Annotated in this window: 15 protein-coding genes and 1 tRNA gene; 8 read left to right on the forward strand and 8 right to left on the reverse strand. The window is 62.8% G+C overall.

Annotated features, from left to right (window positions below):
• Nucleotides 1-2: 2 nt before the first annotated feature.
• Nucleotides 3-2,858, reverse strand: coding sequence for a TrlF family AAA-like ATPase (locus HMPREF3151_RS11780; RefSeq protein WP_141741300.1), 2,856 nt, complete (start codon nt 2,856-2,858; stop codon nt 3-5).
• A gap of 331 nt (nt 2,859-3,189) precedes the next feature.
• Here HMPREF3151_RS11780 and HMPREF3151_RS03530 point away from each other — a divergent pair, with 331 nt between their 5' ends.
• The 4 genes from HMPREF3151_RS03530 to HMPREF3151_RS03545 all read left to right on the forward strand — a co-directional run bounded on the left by HMPREF3151_RS03530 (nt 3,190) and on the right by HMPREF3151_RS03545 (nt 5,975).
• A complete protein-coding gene (locus HMPREF3151_RS03530; RefSeq protein WP_141741301.1) occupies nt 3,190-3,510 on the forward strand; it encodes a hypothetical protein in 321 nt (106 codons plus the stop codon).
• Nucleotides 3,500-4,894, forward strand: coding sequence for an NAD-dependent succinate-semialdehyde dehydrogenase (locus HMPREF3151_RS03535; protein WP_070473608.1), 1,395 nt, complete (start codon nt 3,500-3,502; stop codon nt 4,892-4,894). Before HMPREF3151_RS03530 ends, HMPREF3151_RS03535 begins: the two co-directional genes overlap by 11 nt.
• A gap of 75 nt (nt 4,895-4,969) precedes the next feature.
• Nucleotides 4,970-5,614 (forward strand): nucleotidyltransferase domain-containing protein, encoded by a 645-nt coding sequence (locus HMPREF3151_RS03540; protein ID WP_070473549.1) that lies wholly within the window; start codon nt 4,970-4,972, stop codon nt 5,612-5,614.
• The gene (locus HMPREF3151_RS03545) at nt 5,574-5,975 is read left to right on the forward strand and encodes a hypothetical protein (protein WP_141741302.1); all 402 of its coding nucleotides are present in this window, start codon (nt 5,574-5,576) and stop codon (nt 5,973-5,975) included. Before HMPREF3151_RS03540 ends, HMPREF3151_RS03545 begins: the two co-directional genes overlap by 41 nt.
• Nucleotides 5,976-5,985: 10 nt before the next feature.
• Here the strand turns inward: HMPREF3151_RS03545 and HMPREF3151_RS03550 are convergent, their stop codons facing one another.
• On the reverse strand, nt 5,986-6,834 hold the full coding sequence (locus HMPREF3151_RS03550) for an HAD-IIA family hydrolase (protein WP_210383710.1): 849 nt from the start codon (nt 6,832-6,834) through the stop codon (nt 5,986-5,988).
• Complete coding sequence (locus tag HMPREF3151_RS03555) at nt 6,786-7,079, reverse strand: acyl carrier protein (RefSeq protein ID WP_070473556.1); 294 nt, start codon at nt 7,077-7,079, stop codon at nt 6,786-6,788. The genes HMPREF3151_RS03550 and HMPREF3151_RS03555 overlap by 49 nt, the downstream gene beginning before the upstream one ends.
• A 17-nt stretch (nt 7,080-7,096) precedes the next feature.
• On the opposite strand from HMPREF3151_RS03555, the gene HMPREF3151_RS11990 reads away from it, so the two are divergent.
• On the forward strand, nt 7,097-7,975 hold the full coding sequence (locus HMPREF3151_RS11990) for a Rib/alpha-like domain-containing protein (RefSeq protein ID WP_070473557.1): 879 nt from the start codon (nt 7,097-7,099) through the stop codon (nt 7,973-7,975).
• A 374-nt stretch (nt 7,976-8,349) separates the two neighbouring features.
• On the opposite strand, the gene aceE is transcribed toward HMPREF3151_RS11990, so the two are convergent.
• Nucleotides 8,350-11,145, reverse strand: a complete 2,796-nt coding sequence (gene aceE, locus HMPREF3151_RS03565; protein WP_070473559.1) for a pyruvate dehydrogenase (acetyl-transferring), homodimeric type — start codon at nt 11,143-11,145, stop codon at nt 8,350-8,352.
• Between the two features lie 198 nt (nt 11,146-11,343).
• Here aceE and HMPREF3151_RS03570 point away from each other — a divergent pair, with 198 nt between their 5' ends.
• Both HMPREF3151_RS03570 and HMPREF3151_RS03575 read left to right on the forward strand, forming a co-directional pair.
• Complete coding sequence (locus HMPREF3151_RS03570) at nt 11,344-11,754, forward strand: DUF3052 domain-containing protein (RefSeq protein WP_070473561.1); 411 nt, start codon at nt 11,344-11,346, stop codon at nt 11,752-11,754.
• A gap of 133 nt (nt 11,755-11,887) precedes the next feature.
• Nucleotides 11,888-11,960: transfer RNA gene (locus HMPREF3151_RS03575), tRNA-Val, on the forward strand.
• Nucleotides 11,961-12,254: 294 nt separating this feature from the next.
• On the opposite strand, the gene HMPREF3151_RS03580 is transcribed toward HMPREF3151_RS03575, so the two are convergent.
• The 4 genes from HMPREF3151_RS03580 to HMPREF3151_RS03595 are packed head-to-tail and all read right to left on the reverse strand — an operon-like array spanning nt 12,255 to nt 14,738.
• Nucleotides 12,255-12,686: a hypothetical protein gene (locus HMPREF3151_RS03580; protein ID WP_070473563.1), complete on the reverse strand. Its 432-nt coding sequence runs from the start codon at nt 12,684-12,686 to the stop codon at nt 12,255-12,257.
• Between the two features lie 26 nt (nt 12,687-12,712).
• Nucleotides 12,713-13,633: an SURF1 family cytochrome oxidase biogenesis protein gene (locus tag HMPREF3151_RS03585; protein ID WP_246815190.1), complete on the reverse strand. Its 921-nt coding sequence runs from the start codon at nt 13,631-13,633 to the stop codon at nt 12,713-12,715.
• A 6-nt stretch (nt 13,634-13,639) separates the two neighbouring features.
• Entirely contained in the window at nt 13,640-14,116 is a 477-nt protein-coding gene (locus tag HMPREF3151_RS03590; protein ID WP_083290166.1) for a low molecular weight protein-tyrosine-phosphatase, read from the reverse strand.
• Complete coding sequence (locus HMPREF3151_RS03595; protein WP_070473567.1) at nt 14,106-14,738, reverse strand: HAD-IA family hydrolase; 633 nt, start codon at nt 14,736-14,738, stop codon at nt 14,106-14,108. Before HMPREF3151_RS03595 ends, HMPREF3151_RS03590 begins: the two co-directional genes overlap by 11 nt.
• 36 nt (nt 14,739-14,774) lie before the next feature.
• Here HMPREF3151_RS03595 and HMPREF3151_RS03600 point away from each other — a divergent pair, with 36 nt between their 5' ends.
• The gene (locus tag HMPREF3151_RS03600; RefSeq protein WP_070473569.1) at nt 14,775-15,908 is read left to right on the forward strand and encodes a Nif3-like dinuclear metal center hexameric protein; all 1,134 of its coding nucleotides are present in this window, start codon (nt 14,775-14,777) and stop codon (nt 15,906-15,908) included.
• The last annotated feature ends 7 nt before the right edge of the window (nt 15,909-15,915 follow it).

The raw sequence follows: 15,915 nt of genomic DNA on the forward strand, positions 1-15,915 counted from the left end.
GTCTAACTTGACGTAGGCGAAATTTTATATCTGGTGGCTCGTTTCCTAAAAGCTTCGGCACCGCCGTCCACGATGTCGCAGATATGCTGCTCCATACTGCGGCTTCGCAGGAAATAAGGCGATTTGGTGCTCATTTTGTATTCCTGGCCTTCAAGAGAGCCGGATTGGAAATCGAACACCTGCATCTGGGGCCCGTTAGGAAATTCTTGGCTTGCGCGGTTTACCGCAATAACCAAGTCAGAATCTGCTCCGACGACCAGATTAGCGTTGTGAGTAACCATAATTATTTGGCGCTTCAGACTGGCTTCGCGCAAAAATGGGGCGATGGTGGAATAGATGGATCGCGAATCGAGGTCGTCTTCTGGCTGATCGAGGAGCAGTGGCCAGGGGGACGGATCTACGTTAAGCAGAACAGAAAGTGCAAAAAGTGATCGTTTTCCTGCGGTCATTGTGGTTGGCTTGGCACCACCAATTCGATCCCCTTCGTACTTGCAACCGTAGGCAGGAACTTTCAGAAGATTCGAGCACAGTTCACCGAAAATTGCGGAAGAGTCGCCAGCTTTTGAGCGAAGTCGCGCCTTCTTGGTCACGAGGCCAATGACAAGCTCCTCCAAAGAACTGATGCTCGGTAGGGGACCGTCAAGGGAGGTTAGGATCCCTGCAATTGTCGGGTCCTGTCCTCTTTCGAGGAATTTATCCTTTGTTTGATTCAGTGGCTCAGTTGGATGTTCGAATTCGACGAAAATCTCGTAAGGCCCTTCAGTTTTAGCGCTGGCGTTCCGAACGCGATTAATGAATTTGTGGGTTTCACTTTCCCACGTATCCAACGCGTGGTGTATCTCTTTAACGCAGTCCTTGAGATTCTTGGCCGAGGAGTTTTTGGCGCTGGTGACTTCTTCTAACCTAGTAGACCGTCTTTGCTGTTCCTTAAGGTCGGCCTCCAGCGCAAGTAGCTGATTCGTACGGCTTTTTAGAACTTTCTCGTATTCATCAGGGTAGCCTGCATCGACGTTAGCGGTCGAGAGTGCCGACAGGAATCGCTGAGAAAGGTTCAGGACATGTTCCTTATGCTGTTCTATTTGGCTTGCTAGGTCTTCAACGAAAGTCCTTACCGTTTCGTTTAGAGAATTTCTGAGATACTGCACCAACTCGTCATCGGCACCTTCTGCTGAAGGGATGGCACTCGCTAGAATCTCCTGTGTTAACTCTTCGGTATTTGGAGTGGAAATCCGCTTGGCGCTTGCTGCCAGGCTGTCATTCGCTCGTTCAATTTGCTTTTCAAACTCCATCTTCCCGGTGGCAATTAGTGCGGTCGGGGAGTTGAGCTGGCTGACTAACTGATCGTAATTCTTAGTGGCGACAGCTAACGAGTTCTTGATTTCTACTGGGTCGCCAAGGTTGTCCAGCGTCTCATTGAGTGTTTCCATCCTGCTCGCGAGGCTAAAAGCCTTAGCAGACAGCTCGACAACCCGCGACCTGAGAGCGGAGTATTCCTTTTCGACTAGCTGGCGCACCTGAGCCAAAGGAGGGGAGGCTTCAATTTGGCGACCCAGCAAGTTGTTGAGAGCATCACTGGACGAAATTCTGAAAAGATAGTTTTGGGGAATGTAGAAAACTTTCCGTTCTATCTGGTCGGCTTCACCATCTTTTTCTTGGTCCTTCCAGTGGACCGAGGCTGAAATTGTCTTAGCTTGTTCAGACCAGCTTATACCTTCCGCAGGGCCGTGATCCTTTTCAGATTTCTCGGGTTGAGCTTTTATCTGGGCCTCCAAAGTTGCATCCGCGTCGATTGCATTTGCTACATGAGCTAGTAACGTCGATTTGCCGGAGCTACGGGGACCAATGACCGCATTCAAGCCAGGATTAAATCTCACTTTTTTGGGGAAGACGTTGTCGGATTGGAATGAGATCGATTCGATTAAATACCTGGAATCTTTTCTATCTGGACTCGTTGCGTCAATTTTGCATCTTGTTTTTGGTTCGATTGTTGATTGGTGAACTGCAGAGAAAGATCGCTTTCCTCTCAGCCAAGTTTTTGGCTTTGTTGAGGTGAAGTTTTCGAGTGATTGGAAACAATGCGCATCTGACCCTTGGAATACTGGGCGCGGGAACTTTGAGCGCGTGGCGACAAGCTTCAGATAGTCGGCGTTTTTTTGGTTGCCCCTGCCTCTTTCTGGCTTTAGTCGCTCCCAATCGATCTGGTCGAGAATTTGCTCGTCGTTGTCGTTGCCGAAAAAGAAATCGACGTGTTCGAGGATCGACAAGGTTTGGGTTTCATCACGAGCCGATTGGCCCTTTCTCATCCCCGGATCGAACATGCCGTCGCTTCTGAAGGGGACCCCGAGGAGCACGCTCTGGCGGTAATCGTCTCCGAACTCTTTCCAGAGTGCATCGACGATGTCATCGACCTTAATAGTTACGGAACTTAGCTCGTGGTCGGGGACGTTTCTGAGCGTTCTGGCAGATTGATGGTGACAAGGCAGGCCATTTAAGATTTCCCTAACGTGGTCGCATTCTACCTTCTCTGAAAACAGTAAATGCAGGTTGATGTAGCCCTGTCCAACATCATTCGGAATTCTGAGCTCCACATTTGGGAGTAGAACTTTATCGCTGTCGCTGAGCAACGCTTTGAAGCGTGAAAAGTTTTCAATGCTGAAGTAATCTGTTAGCCCTAAAATGTCGCAAGGGTGAGCCTTGATGGTTTCCACGAAAAATTGGTCAATTCGTTCGCGGTCTTCGACGTCGGGAAGAAAATCTGATGGGATGTCTTTGGCCGAGTACCTATCCTTCACCTTGGTGCCAGGGGTATGTAAGTGAAGGTCGGCCGAAAGCCATTGAGCGCCTGGTGTTTTTGACATGCAAAAACCTTACAACAGCCTGAGTTTCCCGTCCCCTCAACCTCAACCGAAGCTCGAGCAAATAGGGGGATCAACCAGCGGTTGAGGGTTGCTCGAGTCAACTCGTGTGAAGCAATATCGGCCGAGAGAAATCAGAGGCCGTTGGGGAAGACGAACCTCTCGTCTCACACTCCGCCGCGCGCCGGGCCCGCCTAGTCACCGGGCCGGGGCGCGCGGCAGTAGCTGCCGGCACCCGCCGCGGCACAAGATCCCGCCTAGTCACCGGGGTCGGAGTGTGCCGCCACCGATGCGGGCCGCCGCCACCAGGCGCCCGCAAGAAGGGTCCCCACCAATGACGACAACACTGGCCGCACCCACCTGCCGCGCCCCGCGCACCCGACTCGCGTGGACATTCTGCGTTGAGGGGATGGGGGTGCGGGAACGGCGGAGCGTCGAGAAGCAAATGCTTCTGCTTCCCGACGGCGCGCCCGGCGAAATCTGGTTCACCCGCTGGCAGCGGCGCGCGGACCGCACGTACTCGTGCCGCGAGACGATTTACGCCACGCACGAGGAGATCGAGCCGTTTGCGCAGGCCATGGACCGGCTTTCGCGGGAGAAAAATTTTGTGGCGAGCCTCACGCCACGCTCCTACGATGGGCCACATGTCTACTAAATACCGCGTGCAAAACCCGAAAAACAACGAGATCGTTGAGTCCTTCGACTTCATCACCGACGACGAGCTTGAAACCGCCCTGACCACCGCAAACGACACGTTCAAGCAGTGGCGCGAGAAGAGCTTCGAGGAGCGCGCGGAGGTCCTTCGCAAGGTAGCGAAGCTTTTCGACGAGCAGCGCGCCGAGCTCACCCGCATCATCGCAGAAGAGATGGGCAAGTCGGTCAAGGAAGGCGACGGCGAGATCGACGACGTCGTCGAGATTTTCAACTACTACGCCGACAACGGCGCGGAGTTCGGCGCCGACGAGGAGATCCCGAACCAGCGCGGCGGCACCTCCGTGATGCGCAAGGTCCCGCTCGGCGTGATCCTGGGCATCATGCCGTGGAACTTCCCGTACTACCAGGTCGCACGCTTCGCAGCACCCGCGCTGATGGCCGGCAACGCGGTGATGGTCAAGCACGCCGAGATCTGCCCGCGCTCCGCGGCCGCGATTGAGAAGATCTTCGACGAGGCGGGCGCGCCGAAGGGCCTGTACACGAACCTGTACGCCAAGCACTCTCAGGTCTCCACGCTGATCAACGACGACCGCGTGCAGGGCGTGTCCCTCACCGGTTCCGAGCGCGCCGGCCGCACCATCGCCTCGCAGGCCGGCCAGGCGCTGAAGAAGTGCGTGCTCGAGCTCGGAGGCACCGACGCCTACGTGGTGTTGGACGCCTCCGACGTCAAGGCCGCCGCGGAGACCGCGTGGAACAAGCGCATCGGCAACGTCGGCCAGGCCTGCACGTCCAACAAGCGCATTATCGTCATGGAGGACATTTACGACGAGTTTGTGCAGGCGCTGGTGGACCTTGCGTCGTCGTATAGCGAAGGCGACCCGCTCAACCCCGGCGAGGGCAAGGAGTTCTACCCGCTGTCCTCCCGCGACGCCGCGGAGCTGCTCGCGCAGCAACTGCGCCTGGCCGTGGAAGAGGGCGCGAACCTGCGCGTCGGTGGCGAGGTCACCGGCAAGGGCGCCTACATCACCCCGGCCGTGATCACCGACATCCCGGTCGGCTCCGACTCCTACTACGAGGAGTTCTTCGGGCCCGTGGCCGAGGTGTACAAGGTTTCCTCCGAGGAAGAGGCGATCGAGCTGGCCAACGATTCCCGCTACGGCCTCGGCGGCGCGGTGATGTCCGAGGACGCCGAGCGCGCCAAGAAGGTCGCGGCGAAGGTCGACACCGGCATGATCCACGTGAACATCCCGCAGGCGCGCGGCGCCGAGCTGCCGTTCGGCGGCGTGAAGGCGTCCGGTTTGGGCCGCGAGCTGGGCCCGCTGGGCATGGACGAGTTTGTCAACCACCAGCGCTTCTACGTTGCCGGCTCCGACTCGGCGGTGTAGCCCGGGGCCTGCTCGGCCGTGTCAGTTTTGACGCGGGTGTTTCAAAAATGACACACGCGTGTCAAAATTGACACTATGAAGCTTCAGAACCCGTTTACTGCCATCTGCTCCGACGCAGATGCGGCGGTGCTGCTCGCGCTCGGCCGGGCGCCGGTGGAGCTCACTGCCCAGCAGGTTCACGGTCTCGCGGCGGGTCCGTCGCTTTCCAGCGTTCGCCGCAGTTTGGAACGGCTCGCTCAGGGTGGGGTCATCCACGAGCGGGTGTTGGGGCAGGCGAGGGGCTACTCCTTGAACCAACAGCACCTGCTGGCTAGGCCAATTCAGGACATCGCTCACGCAACAGCGGAGCTTCATTCCCGCATTGCGCAGTGCGTGGAAGCGTGGCCAGCAGACGTGGCGGGATGCGTCCTCTTTGGCTCGGCAGCCCGGGGCGAGATGGGGGATTCCAGTGACATCGACCTGCTCATTTTAGTGGACAGCGAGTCGGCGGCAGTGCAGGTGGAAAACGGAGTATATGAGCTGTCGCGCCAGGTAGAGGCCTGGACGGGGGCGTCCGCCAACGTCGTGGTGTGGACGGCGGACCAAGACCATCCAGGCGCAATCCTCGACAACATTGTGGACGAGGGCAAAACCATATACGGTAACCCGCAACACGTATGGGGGATTCTGAGGGGGATTCGTGACACCGCGAGCGGGCAAAGGAAAGACCGCACAAGCTAGTGATGCAGTTCTTCGCAAGCGGATGCTTCGGGTCGAAGAGCATTTGGAACTGGCGCAGTTCGCCGAGGGTGAGTTCGGCGCAAACGCAGTGATTTCCAACTACATCAACGCAGCGATAGGCGCTGGCGACGTGATTTGCGGAGCGCTGACCGGTGAATACAACCGTTCTGCTGATCACTTCGAAGCGGTGCGCATGCTCGAGTTGTCTGGAGAAAAGGAAGCCGCGAAGGCTTTGAACACGGTGCTACAAAACAAGACGATGGCCAATTACAGCGACGTCGGCCTAAGCGAAGTTCAGGTTAAACAGACTTCGCGGCTGTCAGTGAAGCTCGTCAATAGGGCGCGCCAACTCGCGCCGTAGACTGCGATTATTAGTTGTCGCTTTCGGTGTAGAACCCGTCGTCGAACGGATCCCAGATCCGCTCCACCAGGTCCGCCACGGAATCCAGCACCGCGGTGGGGCGGAAGGGGTATTTGGCTATCTCGGAGTCGTCGGCGATGCCCGTGCGCACCAGCACGGTCCGCATGCCTGCCTCGAGGCCGGCCTTGACGTCGGTGTCCATGCGGTCGCCGATCATCACCGTGTTCTCGGAGTGCGCGCCGATGTTGTTGAGCGCCGAGCGCATCATCACCGGGTTCGGTTTGCCCACGTAGTACGGCTCCATACCGGTCACGGCGGTGATCATGGCCGCCACGGACCCGGTCGCCGGCACCACACCCGCGGGCCCCGGGCCGGTCAGATCCGGGTTGGTGGCGATGAACCGCGAGCCGTTGCGGATCAGGTTCGACGCGGTGGTCAACGCCTCAAACGAGTAGGTGCGAGTCTCGCCCAGCACGACAAAGTCGGGGTCGGCGTCGGTGAGGATCCAGCCGATTTCGTGCAGCGCCGTGGTCAGGCCAGCTTCCCCGATGACGTACGCGGACGCCGCGCCCGCCTGCTGCGACAAAAACTTCGCCGTCGCCGTGGCGGAGGTCCAGATGCGCTCCGGCTCGATGTCCAGGCCCATGCGCATAAGCTTCGCGGACAGGTCGCGCGGGGTCTGGATCGAGTTGTTAGTCAGAACCATAAAGTCGATGTCTTCGCTGCGCAGCGCGCCGATGAACTCCTTCGCGCCGGGGATGATCTCGCCCTCGCGGTGCAGCACGCCGTCCATGTCGGTCAAATACGAAATCACTTGTGCTCCTCCACATAGTCGGCGAGATCCTGGGCGGTGGTGCATTGGGCGTACACGTGCTCGTCGATAGGCACTCCAAATGCTTCCTCGATGCGAACCGCGAGCTCAATGCGGCTTAACGACGAAACCCCGCTCCCGTCCAACCTCGTACCGGGCTCAATATCGACGCCGGAGACGTCTTCGACGAGCTCCGCGATGCGCGCAAACGTGCCGCGCGCCTCCGCCTTGTCTTGGGCGTCTGTGTCGTCGGCGAGCAGGCCGCCAAGGTCCAACCGCTGCGAAAGTTCCATGCCGTTATGATAAGCGCATGCAACGCTTCGCACTTCCGGCCGTGGTCGTCGTCGCCGCCGGCCTGCTCGCGCCCGCCGCCTCCGCCGCGATGTCCGACGAGTATTCGCCGCACTTCGATCCGAAGGCTCGGCACGTGCAATTCATCCCGAGCGACGGGTACACCGAAACCATCGAGTACGAGCTCCTCGGCGTGCCGGAGGGGACGAGATGGAAGCAGACCGGCGAGGACACGCTGCAGAAGAAGGCGCAGCTGTTCAACGGGGAGCGCGAGCTTACCGACGGCCCCCTCGCCGTCCGCCTGAACAACTACACAAAGGGCGAACCCCCGCAGCCGGGGGAGAACGTCATTGAGTTCTGGGTCCGGGTGGAGTTCCCGGACGACTCGACCGAGCTGTACCCGCAGAAAATCACGCTGACCTCCGACGACGCGTTCTACTACAACCCCCAGTTTGTCGGGCGCGTCACCGCCGACCCCGGCGAGACCGTGAACCTGACGCCGGAGAACCAGTTCGATCTGAACCTGCCGACGGACGCTCATTGGGAGGTCACCGGCGGCCAGGGCTGGGACTGGAGCATCGACCAAAAGACCGGCACCATCACTGCGACGGTGCCAACCGACTCTTACGACAGCGCAAACTTCGAGGTCGTGACCACGTTCGCGGACGGGACGAAGCGTAGGACCTGGACCAGCATCAGCAACACCGGTGTCGGCGTGGAGCTGCCGGAACCCCCGGCGGCGGAGCCGGAGCCGGACGCGCCGGTGCAGACTGGGGCGGACTCAGGTGGGTCGTCCACGGCGCAGAAGCTCGGCCTCGTATTTGGCGTCCTGGCGCTGCTGGTCGGTGCCGCCGCCTTCGCGTGGCCGCAGCTGCAGCAGTTCCTGCCCAAGATGTAGGGGGCGCCGGGCCACCCCGAGAATTTGTTCACTCGGCTGCTGCTAGCAGGTGAACAAACCCCTCGTTTGAGCGGTGGTTTGTTCACTTTGCCCAGGTCGGATGTTCGAAAGGGGTGGGTTGATTCATCGCGTAGTGAACAAATCCAGGCGTGCCGGTAGACGAGGACGCGCGATCCAGACACTTCGCGGCGAAATCTGTCAGTCGGACCCCATCGGCCCAGGTGAGTGCAAAAGGCCGCCGTAATCTGTCAGGGAAACCCCGCACGAAACCCCCAAACCCGCCCCACCCCCCCCAAAAAAAGGCACACGAAAAGGGGCGTTCCGCAACCGGGAACGCCCCTTCGTCGCTAAGCGCTAAGCCCTAACCCAAAGAACTACTCAGCGGCGTTCTCCGGGCCGACGTCCTCGCCGTCGGTCTTGGCGGCGGTGGCGGTCGGGTCGTCGATCTTCAGGTCCTTGGCGGCCTGAGCAGCCACGGAGCGGTCGATCTTGCCCTCGTTGGCCAGGCCCATGAGGGCGGCGACGGCCATGGACTCGGCGTCGATGTTGAAGTAGCGGCGGGCGGCTTCGCGGGTGTCGGCGAAGCCGAAGCCGTCGGCGCCGAGCACGATGTACTGGCCCGGGACGTAGGCGCGGATCTGCTCCTGCAGGTCGGAAGCGAAGTCCGAGGTCGCGATGTAGGGCCCGGAGGTCTGCTTCAGCTGCTTGGTGGCAAACGCCTCCTCGACCTCTTCGCCCGGGTTGAGCAGCTGCTCGGCGGCCTTGGCCTGGCCCTCGCGAGCGAGCTCGGTCCAGGAGGTCACGGAGTAGATCGCGGCGCCGACGTTGTACTGCTCCTGCAGGATTTCCTGCGCGCGCAGCGCCTGCTGCATGCCAACGCCGGAGGCGAGCAGGGAGACCTTGTTGTCCAGGTCCTTGCCCTCGTCGTAGAGGTAGATGCCCTTGTGCAGGCCCTCCACGTCCAGGTTCTCCGGGCGTGCCGGCTGGTGGTGCGGCTGGTTGTAGACGGTGATGTAGTACATCACGTTCTCGTCCTTGCCGGCGCCCTGGCCGTACATGCGCTCGATGCCCTTGGAGATGATGTACGGCATCTCGTAGGCGAACGCCGGGTCGTACGGGATGACGGCCGGGTTGGTGGAGGCCAGGATCGGGGAGTGGCCGTCCATGTGCTGCAGGCCCTCACCGAACAGGGTGGTGCGGCCGGCGGTGGCGCCGATGATGAAGCCGCGGCCCATCTGGTCGCCGGCAGCCCAGAAGTTGTCGCCGGTGCGCTGGAAGCCGAACATCGAGTAGAAGATGTACATCGGGATCATCGGCTCGCCGTGGGTGGCGTAGGACGTCGCCGCCGCGATGAAGGAGGCGGAAGAGCCGTCCTCGTTGATGCCCTCGTGCAGGATCTGGCCGTCGGTGGCTTCCTTGTAGGACAGCTGCAGGTCGTGGTCCACCGGCACGTAGTTCTGGCCGTTCGGGTTGTAGATGCCCAGGGTGGGGAACCAGGAGTCCAGGCCGAAGGTGCGGGCCTCGTCCGGGATGATCGGCACGATGCGCTTGCCCAGCTCCTTGTCGCGCATGAGCGCCTTGAAGGTGCGCACGAGCGCCATGGTGGAGGCGACTTCCTGCTTGCCAGAGTCCTTGAATAGCGCCTTGAAGGTCTTCTCAAACTCGGGCAGCTCGACCGGGGAGTAGTTTTCGCGACGCTCCGGCAGGTAGCCGCCGAGTTCCTCGCGGCGGGCCTTGAGGTACTTGATCTCCTCGGCGTCTTCGCCCGGGTGGTAGTACGGCGGCATGTACGGATCCTTCTCCAGCTCTTCGTCGGAGATCGGGATCTGCTGCTTGTCGCGGAAGAGCTTGAGGTCCTCCAGTGCCAGCTTCTTCATCTGGTGGGTGGCGTTGCGGCCCTCGAAGTTGTGGCCGAGGCCGTAGCCCTTGACGGTGTGGGCGAGGATGACGGTCGGCTTGCCCTTGGTTTCCAGGGCGCGCTTGTAGGCGGCGTAGACCTTGCGGTAGTCGTGGCCGCCGCGGCGCAGGTTCCAGATTTCCTCGTCGGTCATGTCCTCGACGAGTTTCTTGGTGCGCTCGTCGCGGCCGAAGAAGTGCTCGCGGACGTAGGCGCCGTCGTTGGCCTTGAAGGTCTGGTAGTCGCCGTCCTTGGTGGTGTTCATGATGTGGACGAGTGCGCCGTCCTCATCCTTCTCCAGCAGCTCGTCCCACTCGCGGCCCCACACGACCTTGATCACGTTCCAGCCGGCGCCGACGAAGAAGCTCTCCAGCTCCTGGACGATCTGGCCGTTGCCGCGCACCGGGCCGTCGAGACGCTGCAGGTTGCAGTTGATCACGAAGGTGAGGTTGTCCAGGCCGTACAGGGAGGCCATCTGGATCAGGCCGCGGGATTCCGGCTCGTCCATCTCGCCGTCGCCGAGGAATGCCCAGACGTGCTGCTGGTCGGTGTCCTTGATGCCGCGGTCCTGCAGGTACTTGTTAAAGCGTGCCTGGTAGATCGCGTTCATCGGGCCCAGGCCCATGGACACGGTGGGGAACTCCCAGAATTCCGGCATGCCGTGCGGGTGCGGGTAGGACGGCAGGCCGCCCTGCTTGCGGGAGTGCTCCTGGCGGAAGCCGTCCATGTCGTCTTCGCTCAGGCGGCCTTCCATGAAGGCGCGGGCGTACATGCCGGGGGAGGCGTGGCCCTGGAAGAACACCTGGTCGCCGCCCTGCGGTGCGTCCTTGCCCTTGAAGAAGTGGTTGAAGCCGACCTCGTAGAGCGCCGCCGCGGAGGCGTAGGTGGAGATGTGGCCGCCGACGGCGATGCCGGGGCGCTGCGCGCGGTGCACCATCACTGCGGCGTTCCAGCGCATCCAGCGGCGGTAGCGCTTCTCAATCTGCTCGTCGCCCGGGAATTCCGGCTCGAGCTTGGTGGGGATGGTGTTGACCAGGTCGGTCGAGGACAGCGCCGGCAGCGGCACACGCTTCGCGTTTGCGCGCTCGATCAGGCGCAGCATGAGGTAGCGGGCGCGCTCCGGGTCGGATTCCTCGAGCAGCCCGTCGAGGGAGTCCATCCATTCCTGGGTTTCCTCGGGGTCCGCGTCGTGCAGGTAGGACGCTACGCCTTCGCGCAGCGAGAGAATGTTGGTGTCAACCTCGGACGCGGTCTTCGCGCGAGCGTCTTCCATTTTGGTCTCTTTCTGGGCCACTTCAACCTCCTGGCTTCAGTCGGGCAATACGCCCCCAAGGATACGTGCTCGCGCGCGTGCATTCTTACAGCGGGTGGTCTTTGGTGAGACTAATCACGGGTTTGCCAGCATTCTTTGCTTCTCGACGTTAAGCTATCGCCCAAACCACATCTTGATAAAAACGGAGGACATGGAGATTTGAGTGCCACAGGAGTGGACACCTACGCAGCCCGCCTGGGGGTAAAACCGGGTGATGTTGTGCAGGAGATCGGCTGGGACGAGGACGCGGATTCCGCCATCTCGGAAGCCATCGAGGATGCGATCGGGGCCGAGCTTCTCGACGAAGACGTGGACGAACCCTGCGACACCATCCTCCTCTGGTTCCGCGACGGCGACGGCGACCTCGTCGACGATCTCGTCGACGTCTCCCGCGGCCTCGGCCCCGGCGGCCGCATCTGGCTGATGACCCCCGGCGCCGGCTCCTCCTCTGCCGGGGTGGTCCCGCCCAGCGAGATCGCCGAATCCGCCCAGCTCGCCGGCTTCACCCAGACGAAGGCGGACCGCTTCGGTGCCTGGCAGGGCTCCTGCCTCACGCCCCGCAACCGGTAGCCGGCCGGGTTCTGCTGCCGTCGGTTCGGCCAGCGCCGACCGCCGCCCGCCGGTTCGGCCAGCCACCGGTTTTCGCAGTTCCCGCCCCGGTTTTTCGTTCCGTGCGCGGGCTCTGCTACTCTGCTTGCTACGCGCGCCGTTAGCTCAGCTGGAAGAGCAACTGGTTTACACCCAGTAGGTCGGCGGTTCGAGCCCGTCATGGCGCACAACACTAGGACCCCGTCCCGGAACTCCCGGGACGGGGTCTTTCCCGTTGCCGACCTGGCGCGTTGCAAACCCATCCCGGCCGAGGATGCTTACCCCAGGATGCTTACTTCTCGAGTGTGGTGGCGGGCGCGGCCGGAGGTTCGTCGAGAAGTAAGCGTTTAGGAGTAAGCATCTAGCCCAGGGCGGGGCTTCGGCGCTCGCAAACCCTGGGATCGGTCGATTTTTACGCGATCCCAGGCTTTGGATCCCAGGGTCTGCGGGCAGGGACGCCAGGGGCCGCCAGCGGTGCCGGGCTACAGCGCGCGGGACTCGATGGCGGCGAGGATGGCTAGCTCGAAGCAGGGGGAGGGGCCGTCGAAGGGCACGTCGGCGACGTCCCACTCGGAAAACTGCACCCGGGCGGAGCCGGCTGCGGAGCCTTTGGCGTCGGGGACGACGGCGAGGCGCCAAAGCTCGACGCCGGCGGCGGTGCAGGTGCGGGCAGCGCGGGTTTCCAGGGAGCCGGGGCGGGCGAGGGCGAACAGGGGATCCCCGTCGGCGGCGGACAACTGTGCTACCTGCGCCAACACCGCGAACGGGCGGGTGGGGAACACAACCGGGTGGTCGGCGACGGCGTCGTCGATGTCGTCCACCTCGACGTCATCCGCGAGGTCGACACCCGCGGACTCGAGGGTGAACAGGGCGGAGTGGAGCTGGTCGGCGGTCGAATTCACGGCGGTAGACATCCGTCCCCTTCAACGATCAAGGAAAGCTAACGTTCTTCTTCCTTATCGTAGGCCTTGGCCCACGGGTTGGTGCGGGAGGAACCGTAGCGCTGCCGAGACCGGGCAGCGGGGGCCGCAGCGGCAGCGGGAGCGGGGTTGGGGCTGCCGGCGGTGGGGGTGTCGTCGAGAAGCAATTGCTCCTGCTCAGCCTCGAAGCGGCGCCGCTCGCGGGAGTCGGAGTAGAGGAAGTAGATCAGGCCTGCGGGGGCGGCGAGGCCGAACAGGATCCACTGCAGGCCGTAGGAGAGGTGGTTGCCCGTTTCCAGCTGCGGCAGCGGGATGGGGTCGAGCACGCCCGGCTCGCCGCCGAGGAGCTGCAGGTACGGTGAGACCACATCGGTACCGGTCAGCGACCCGATCTGCGCGGGGCTGATGGAGTAGACCATGTCGTAACCCTGCTCGTGCATCGGCGGGTTGGGGTGCTCGCCTTCGTCGGCGCGCAGCAGGCCGGTGAGGGTGACCTCGCCGGTCGGCGCCGGCTCCAGGGCGGGCACCTGGGTGGAGTTTTCGGCTTTGACCCAGCCGCGGTGGACGACGATCGCGCGACCGTCATCCAGCGCAAACGGGGTGAGGACCTGGAACGAAGGTGTGCCGTCTACAGGCCGCAGGCGCAGCAGGACGTCCGGGCCCGAGTAGCGGCCGGTGGCCACCACGCGGGACCACTCGGCATCGGCACCGAGGGAGCCGTCGGCACCCACCCGCGAGGACAACGGCTCCGGGTCGTGCTCGAAGGCGGCGGAGATGTGCTCGTTGCGCTCTACAAGCGCCTCGTTTTTGCCCAGCTGCCACGGCGCCAGGAACGTAAACGCGTAGTAGGAGAACACCCCGATTAACAGCGCCGCGATGACCCAGCCGGGGGTAAGCATCTGCCGCCACCACGGCTTGGACGATTGATTGTTGGCGCTCACGCCGGGTCAGTCTAGTCGCTTGCGCACCCAAGCAATAATGCCGTCAGCTGCGGACTCGATCTGCTCGCGCACCACCGTAAAGCCTTCCGGCCCGCCGTAGTAGGGGTCGGCCACGCCGGCGCCGTCCGGGGAGGCGGGGTCGAACGAACGGATGGGGCGTACCTTGTCCTCGTCCACACCGCGGGCGACCAGCTCGGAGACGTGGTTCGTGTCCAGCGCGACGATGAGGTCCGCTTGCTCCTGTGCAAACCCGAACTGTTGCGCGCGGTGCGCCTCGCCGTCGTAGCCGTGGGCCGCCAGCTCCGCGCGCGCCCGCTCGTCGGCCTTGTGCCCCACGTGCCAGCCGCCAATGCCTGACGACGTCACCGTGACCGCGTCTGCAAGCCCCTCCTGCGCCAATTTCTCCCGGACGATCACCTCCGCCATCGGGGAGCGGCAGATGTTGCCGGTGCAGACGAAGTCGATGTGCAATTTAGAACTCACGGATGATCCTTTCTAGCTCGTCGGCGTCGCGCGCCACGTAGTCCGCCAGCTCCCACTCCTCAGCGGCACCGTAGCCCCAGGTCATGGCCACGCTTGGGATGCCAAACTCTTTGGCGCCCTCGAAATCGTGCAGCCGGTCGCCGATCATCAGCGGGCGCTCGGGCGCGGCCTGATCCAGCACGTGCCGGATCACGTCGACCTTCTTCGCGCGTTTTCCGTCGTTCGACGCCGCGCCCAGGAAATCGATGTGCTCCAAAAGCCCCGCGCGTTCCAGCGCGGCGCGTGCGAAGCGCTCGCTTTTCGACGTCGCTGTGCACACGCGGTAGCCCTCCCCAGCCAAGCGCTGCACCAGCGCATCCATGCCGGGGTAGACCTCGAAGCGCTGCCACCCCTCGCCGGACATGTAGTCCGAGTAGGCGCGCATGGCGGTTTCTACCTGTGCGGCAGTCATGCCGAGCGAGCGCATCGTCTCCGGCATGGGCGGGCCGGGGATGCGGTGGATGAAGTCCTCGTCGGGGACCTCCCAGCCCACGGCTTCGAGGCCCACGAGGAAGCCGTGGCGGATGCCGGGGAAGGAGTCGATCAGCGTGCCGTCGACGTCGAAAAGCAAAGTGGCGTTCACACCTGCCCACTGTTCCAAATTTGTAGGCTGGCTGCCATGACAGACGTAACAGTGCAGACAGTTGTTGACGCGCTCGAGGCGGCCTACCCGCCTGCGCTGGCGGAAAGCTGGGACCAGGTGGGGCTGATCTGCGGCGACCCGGACGCGAACGTGACCAAGGTGGCCTTCGCGCTCGACTGCACCCAGGAGGTGGCCGAGCGCGCCGTCGCCGCAGGTGCCCAGCTGCTGGTCGTACACCACCCGCTGCTGCTTCGCGGCGTGCACTCCGTGGCGGCGAACACCCCGAAGGGCAAGGTCATCCACACCCTGCTGGCCGGCGGCTGCGCGCTGTTCGCGGCGCACACCAACGCCGATTCGGCCCGCCCGGGGGTCTCGGACAAGCTGGCGGAGCTCGTCGGCATCACGCCCGGCCGCCCGATCAAACCCGTCACCTTGGACGCCACCGATCGTTGGGGCGTGCACGTCCCGCCGGCAGCCGCCGCGGACTTAAAACGCGCGCTGTTCGAAGCGGGCGCCGGCGCAATCGGGGACTACCGCGAGTGCGCCTTCTCCTTCGAGGGCATCGGCGAGTTCACCCCCGTCGAGGGCGCGAACCCCACCGACGGGGCCGTGGGCACGCACTACACGGGCGACGAGATCCGCATCGAATTTGTGGCGAGGGCGGCGGACCGCCGGAGGATCGTCGAGAAGCTGCGCGAAGTGCACCCCTACGAAGAACCCGCGTTCGATGTGGTGCAGATGGCCGACACCAGCGACCTCGATAAAGCGACCGGCCTGGGGCGCATCGGCGAGCTGGCAGAGCCGATGACGCTTCGCGAGTTCACCCAGCAGGTGGCCAACGCGCTGCCGGAAACCGCGTGGGGTGTGCGCGCCGCCGGCGACCCGGAGCAGATGGTGCGACGTGTCGCGGTGTCCTCGGGCTCCGGCGACAGCTTCCTGGCGGATGTGGCGAAGCTCGGCGTGGATGTCTACGTCACCTCCGACCTGCGCCACCACCCCGTGGACGAGCACCTGCGCGCAGGCGGGCCCGCCGTGATCGACACCGCCCACTGGGCCAGCGAGTTTCCCTGGACCGAGCAGGCGGAGAGTATCGTGGCTCCGTTAAGCGTGGACACCGAGATCCTGCACATCCGCACGGACCCGTGGACCATCTCCGCGCACCCCGAGTAAGGAGAAA

Origin of the sequence: Corynebacterium sp. HMSC05H05, from assembly GCF_001807265.1 — a bacterium.
Taxonomy (GTDB): domain Bacteria; phylum Actinomycetota; class Actinomycetes; order Mycobacteriales; family Mycobacteriaceae; genus Corynebacterium.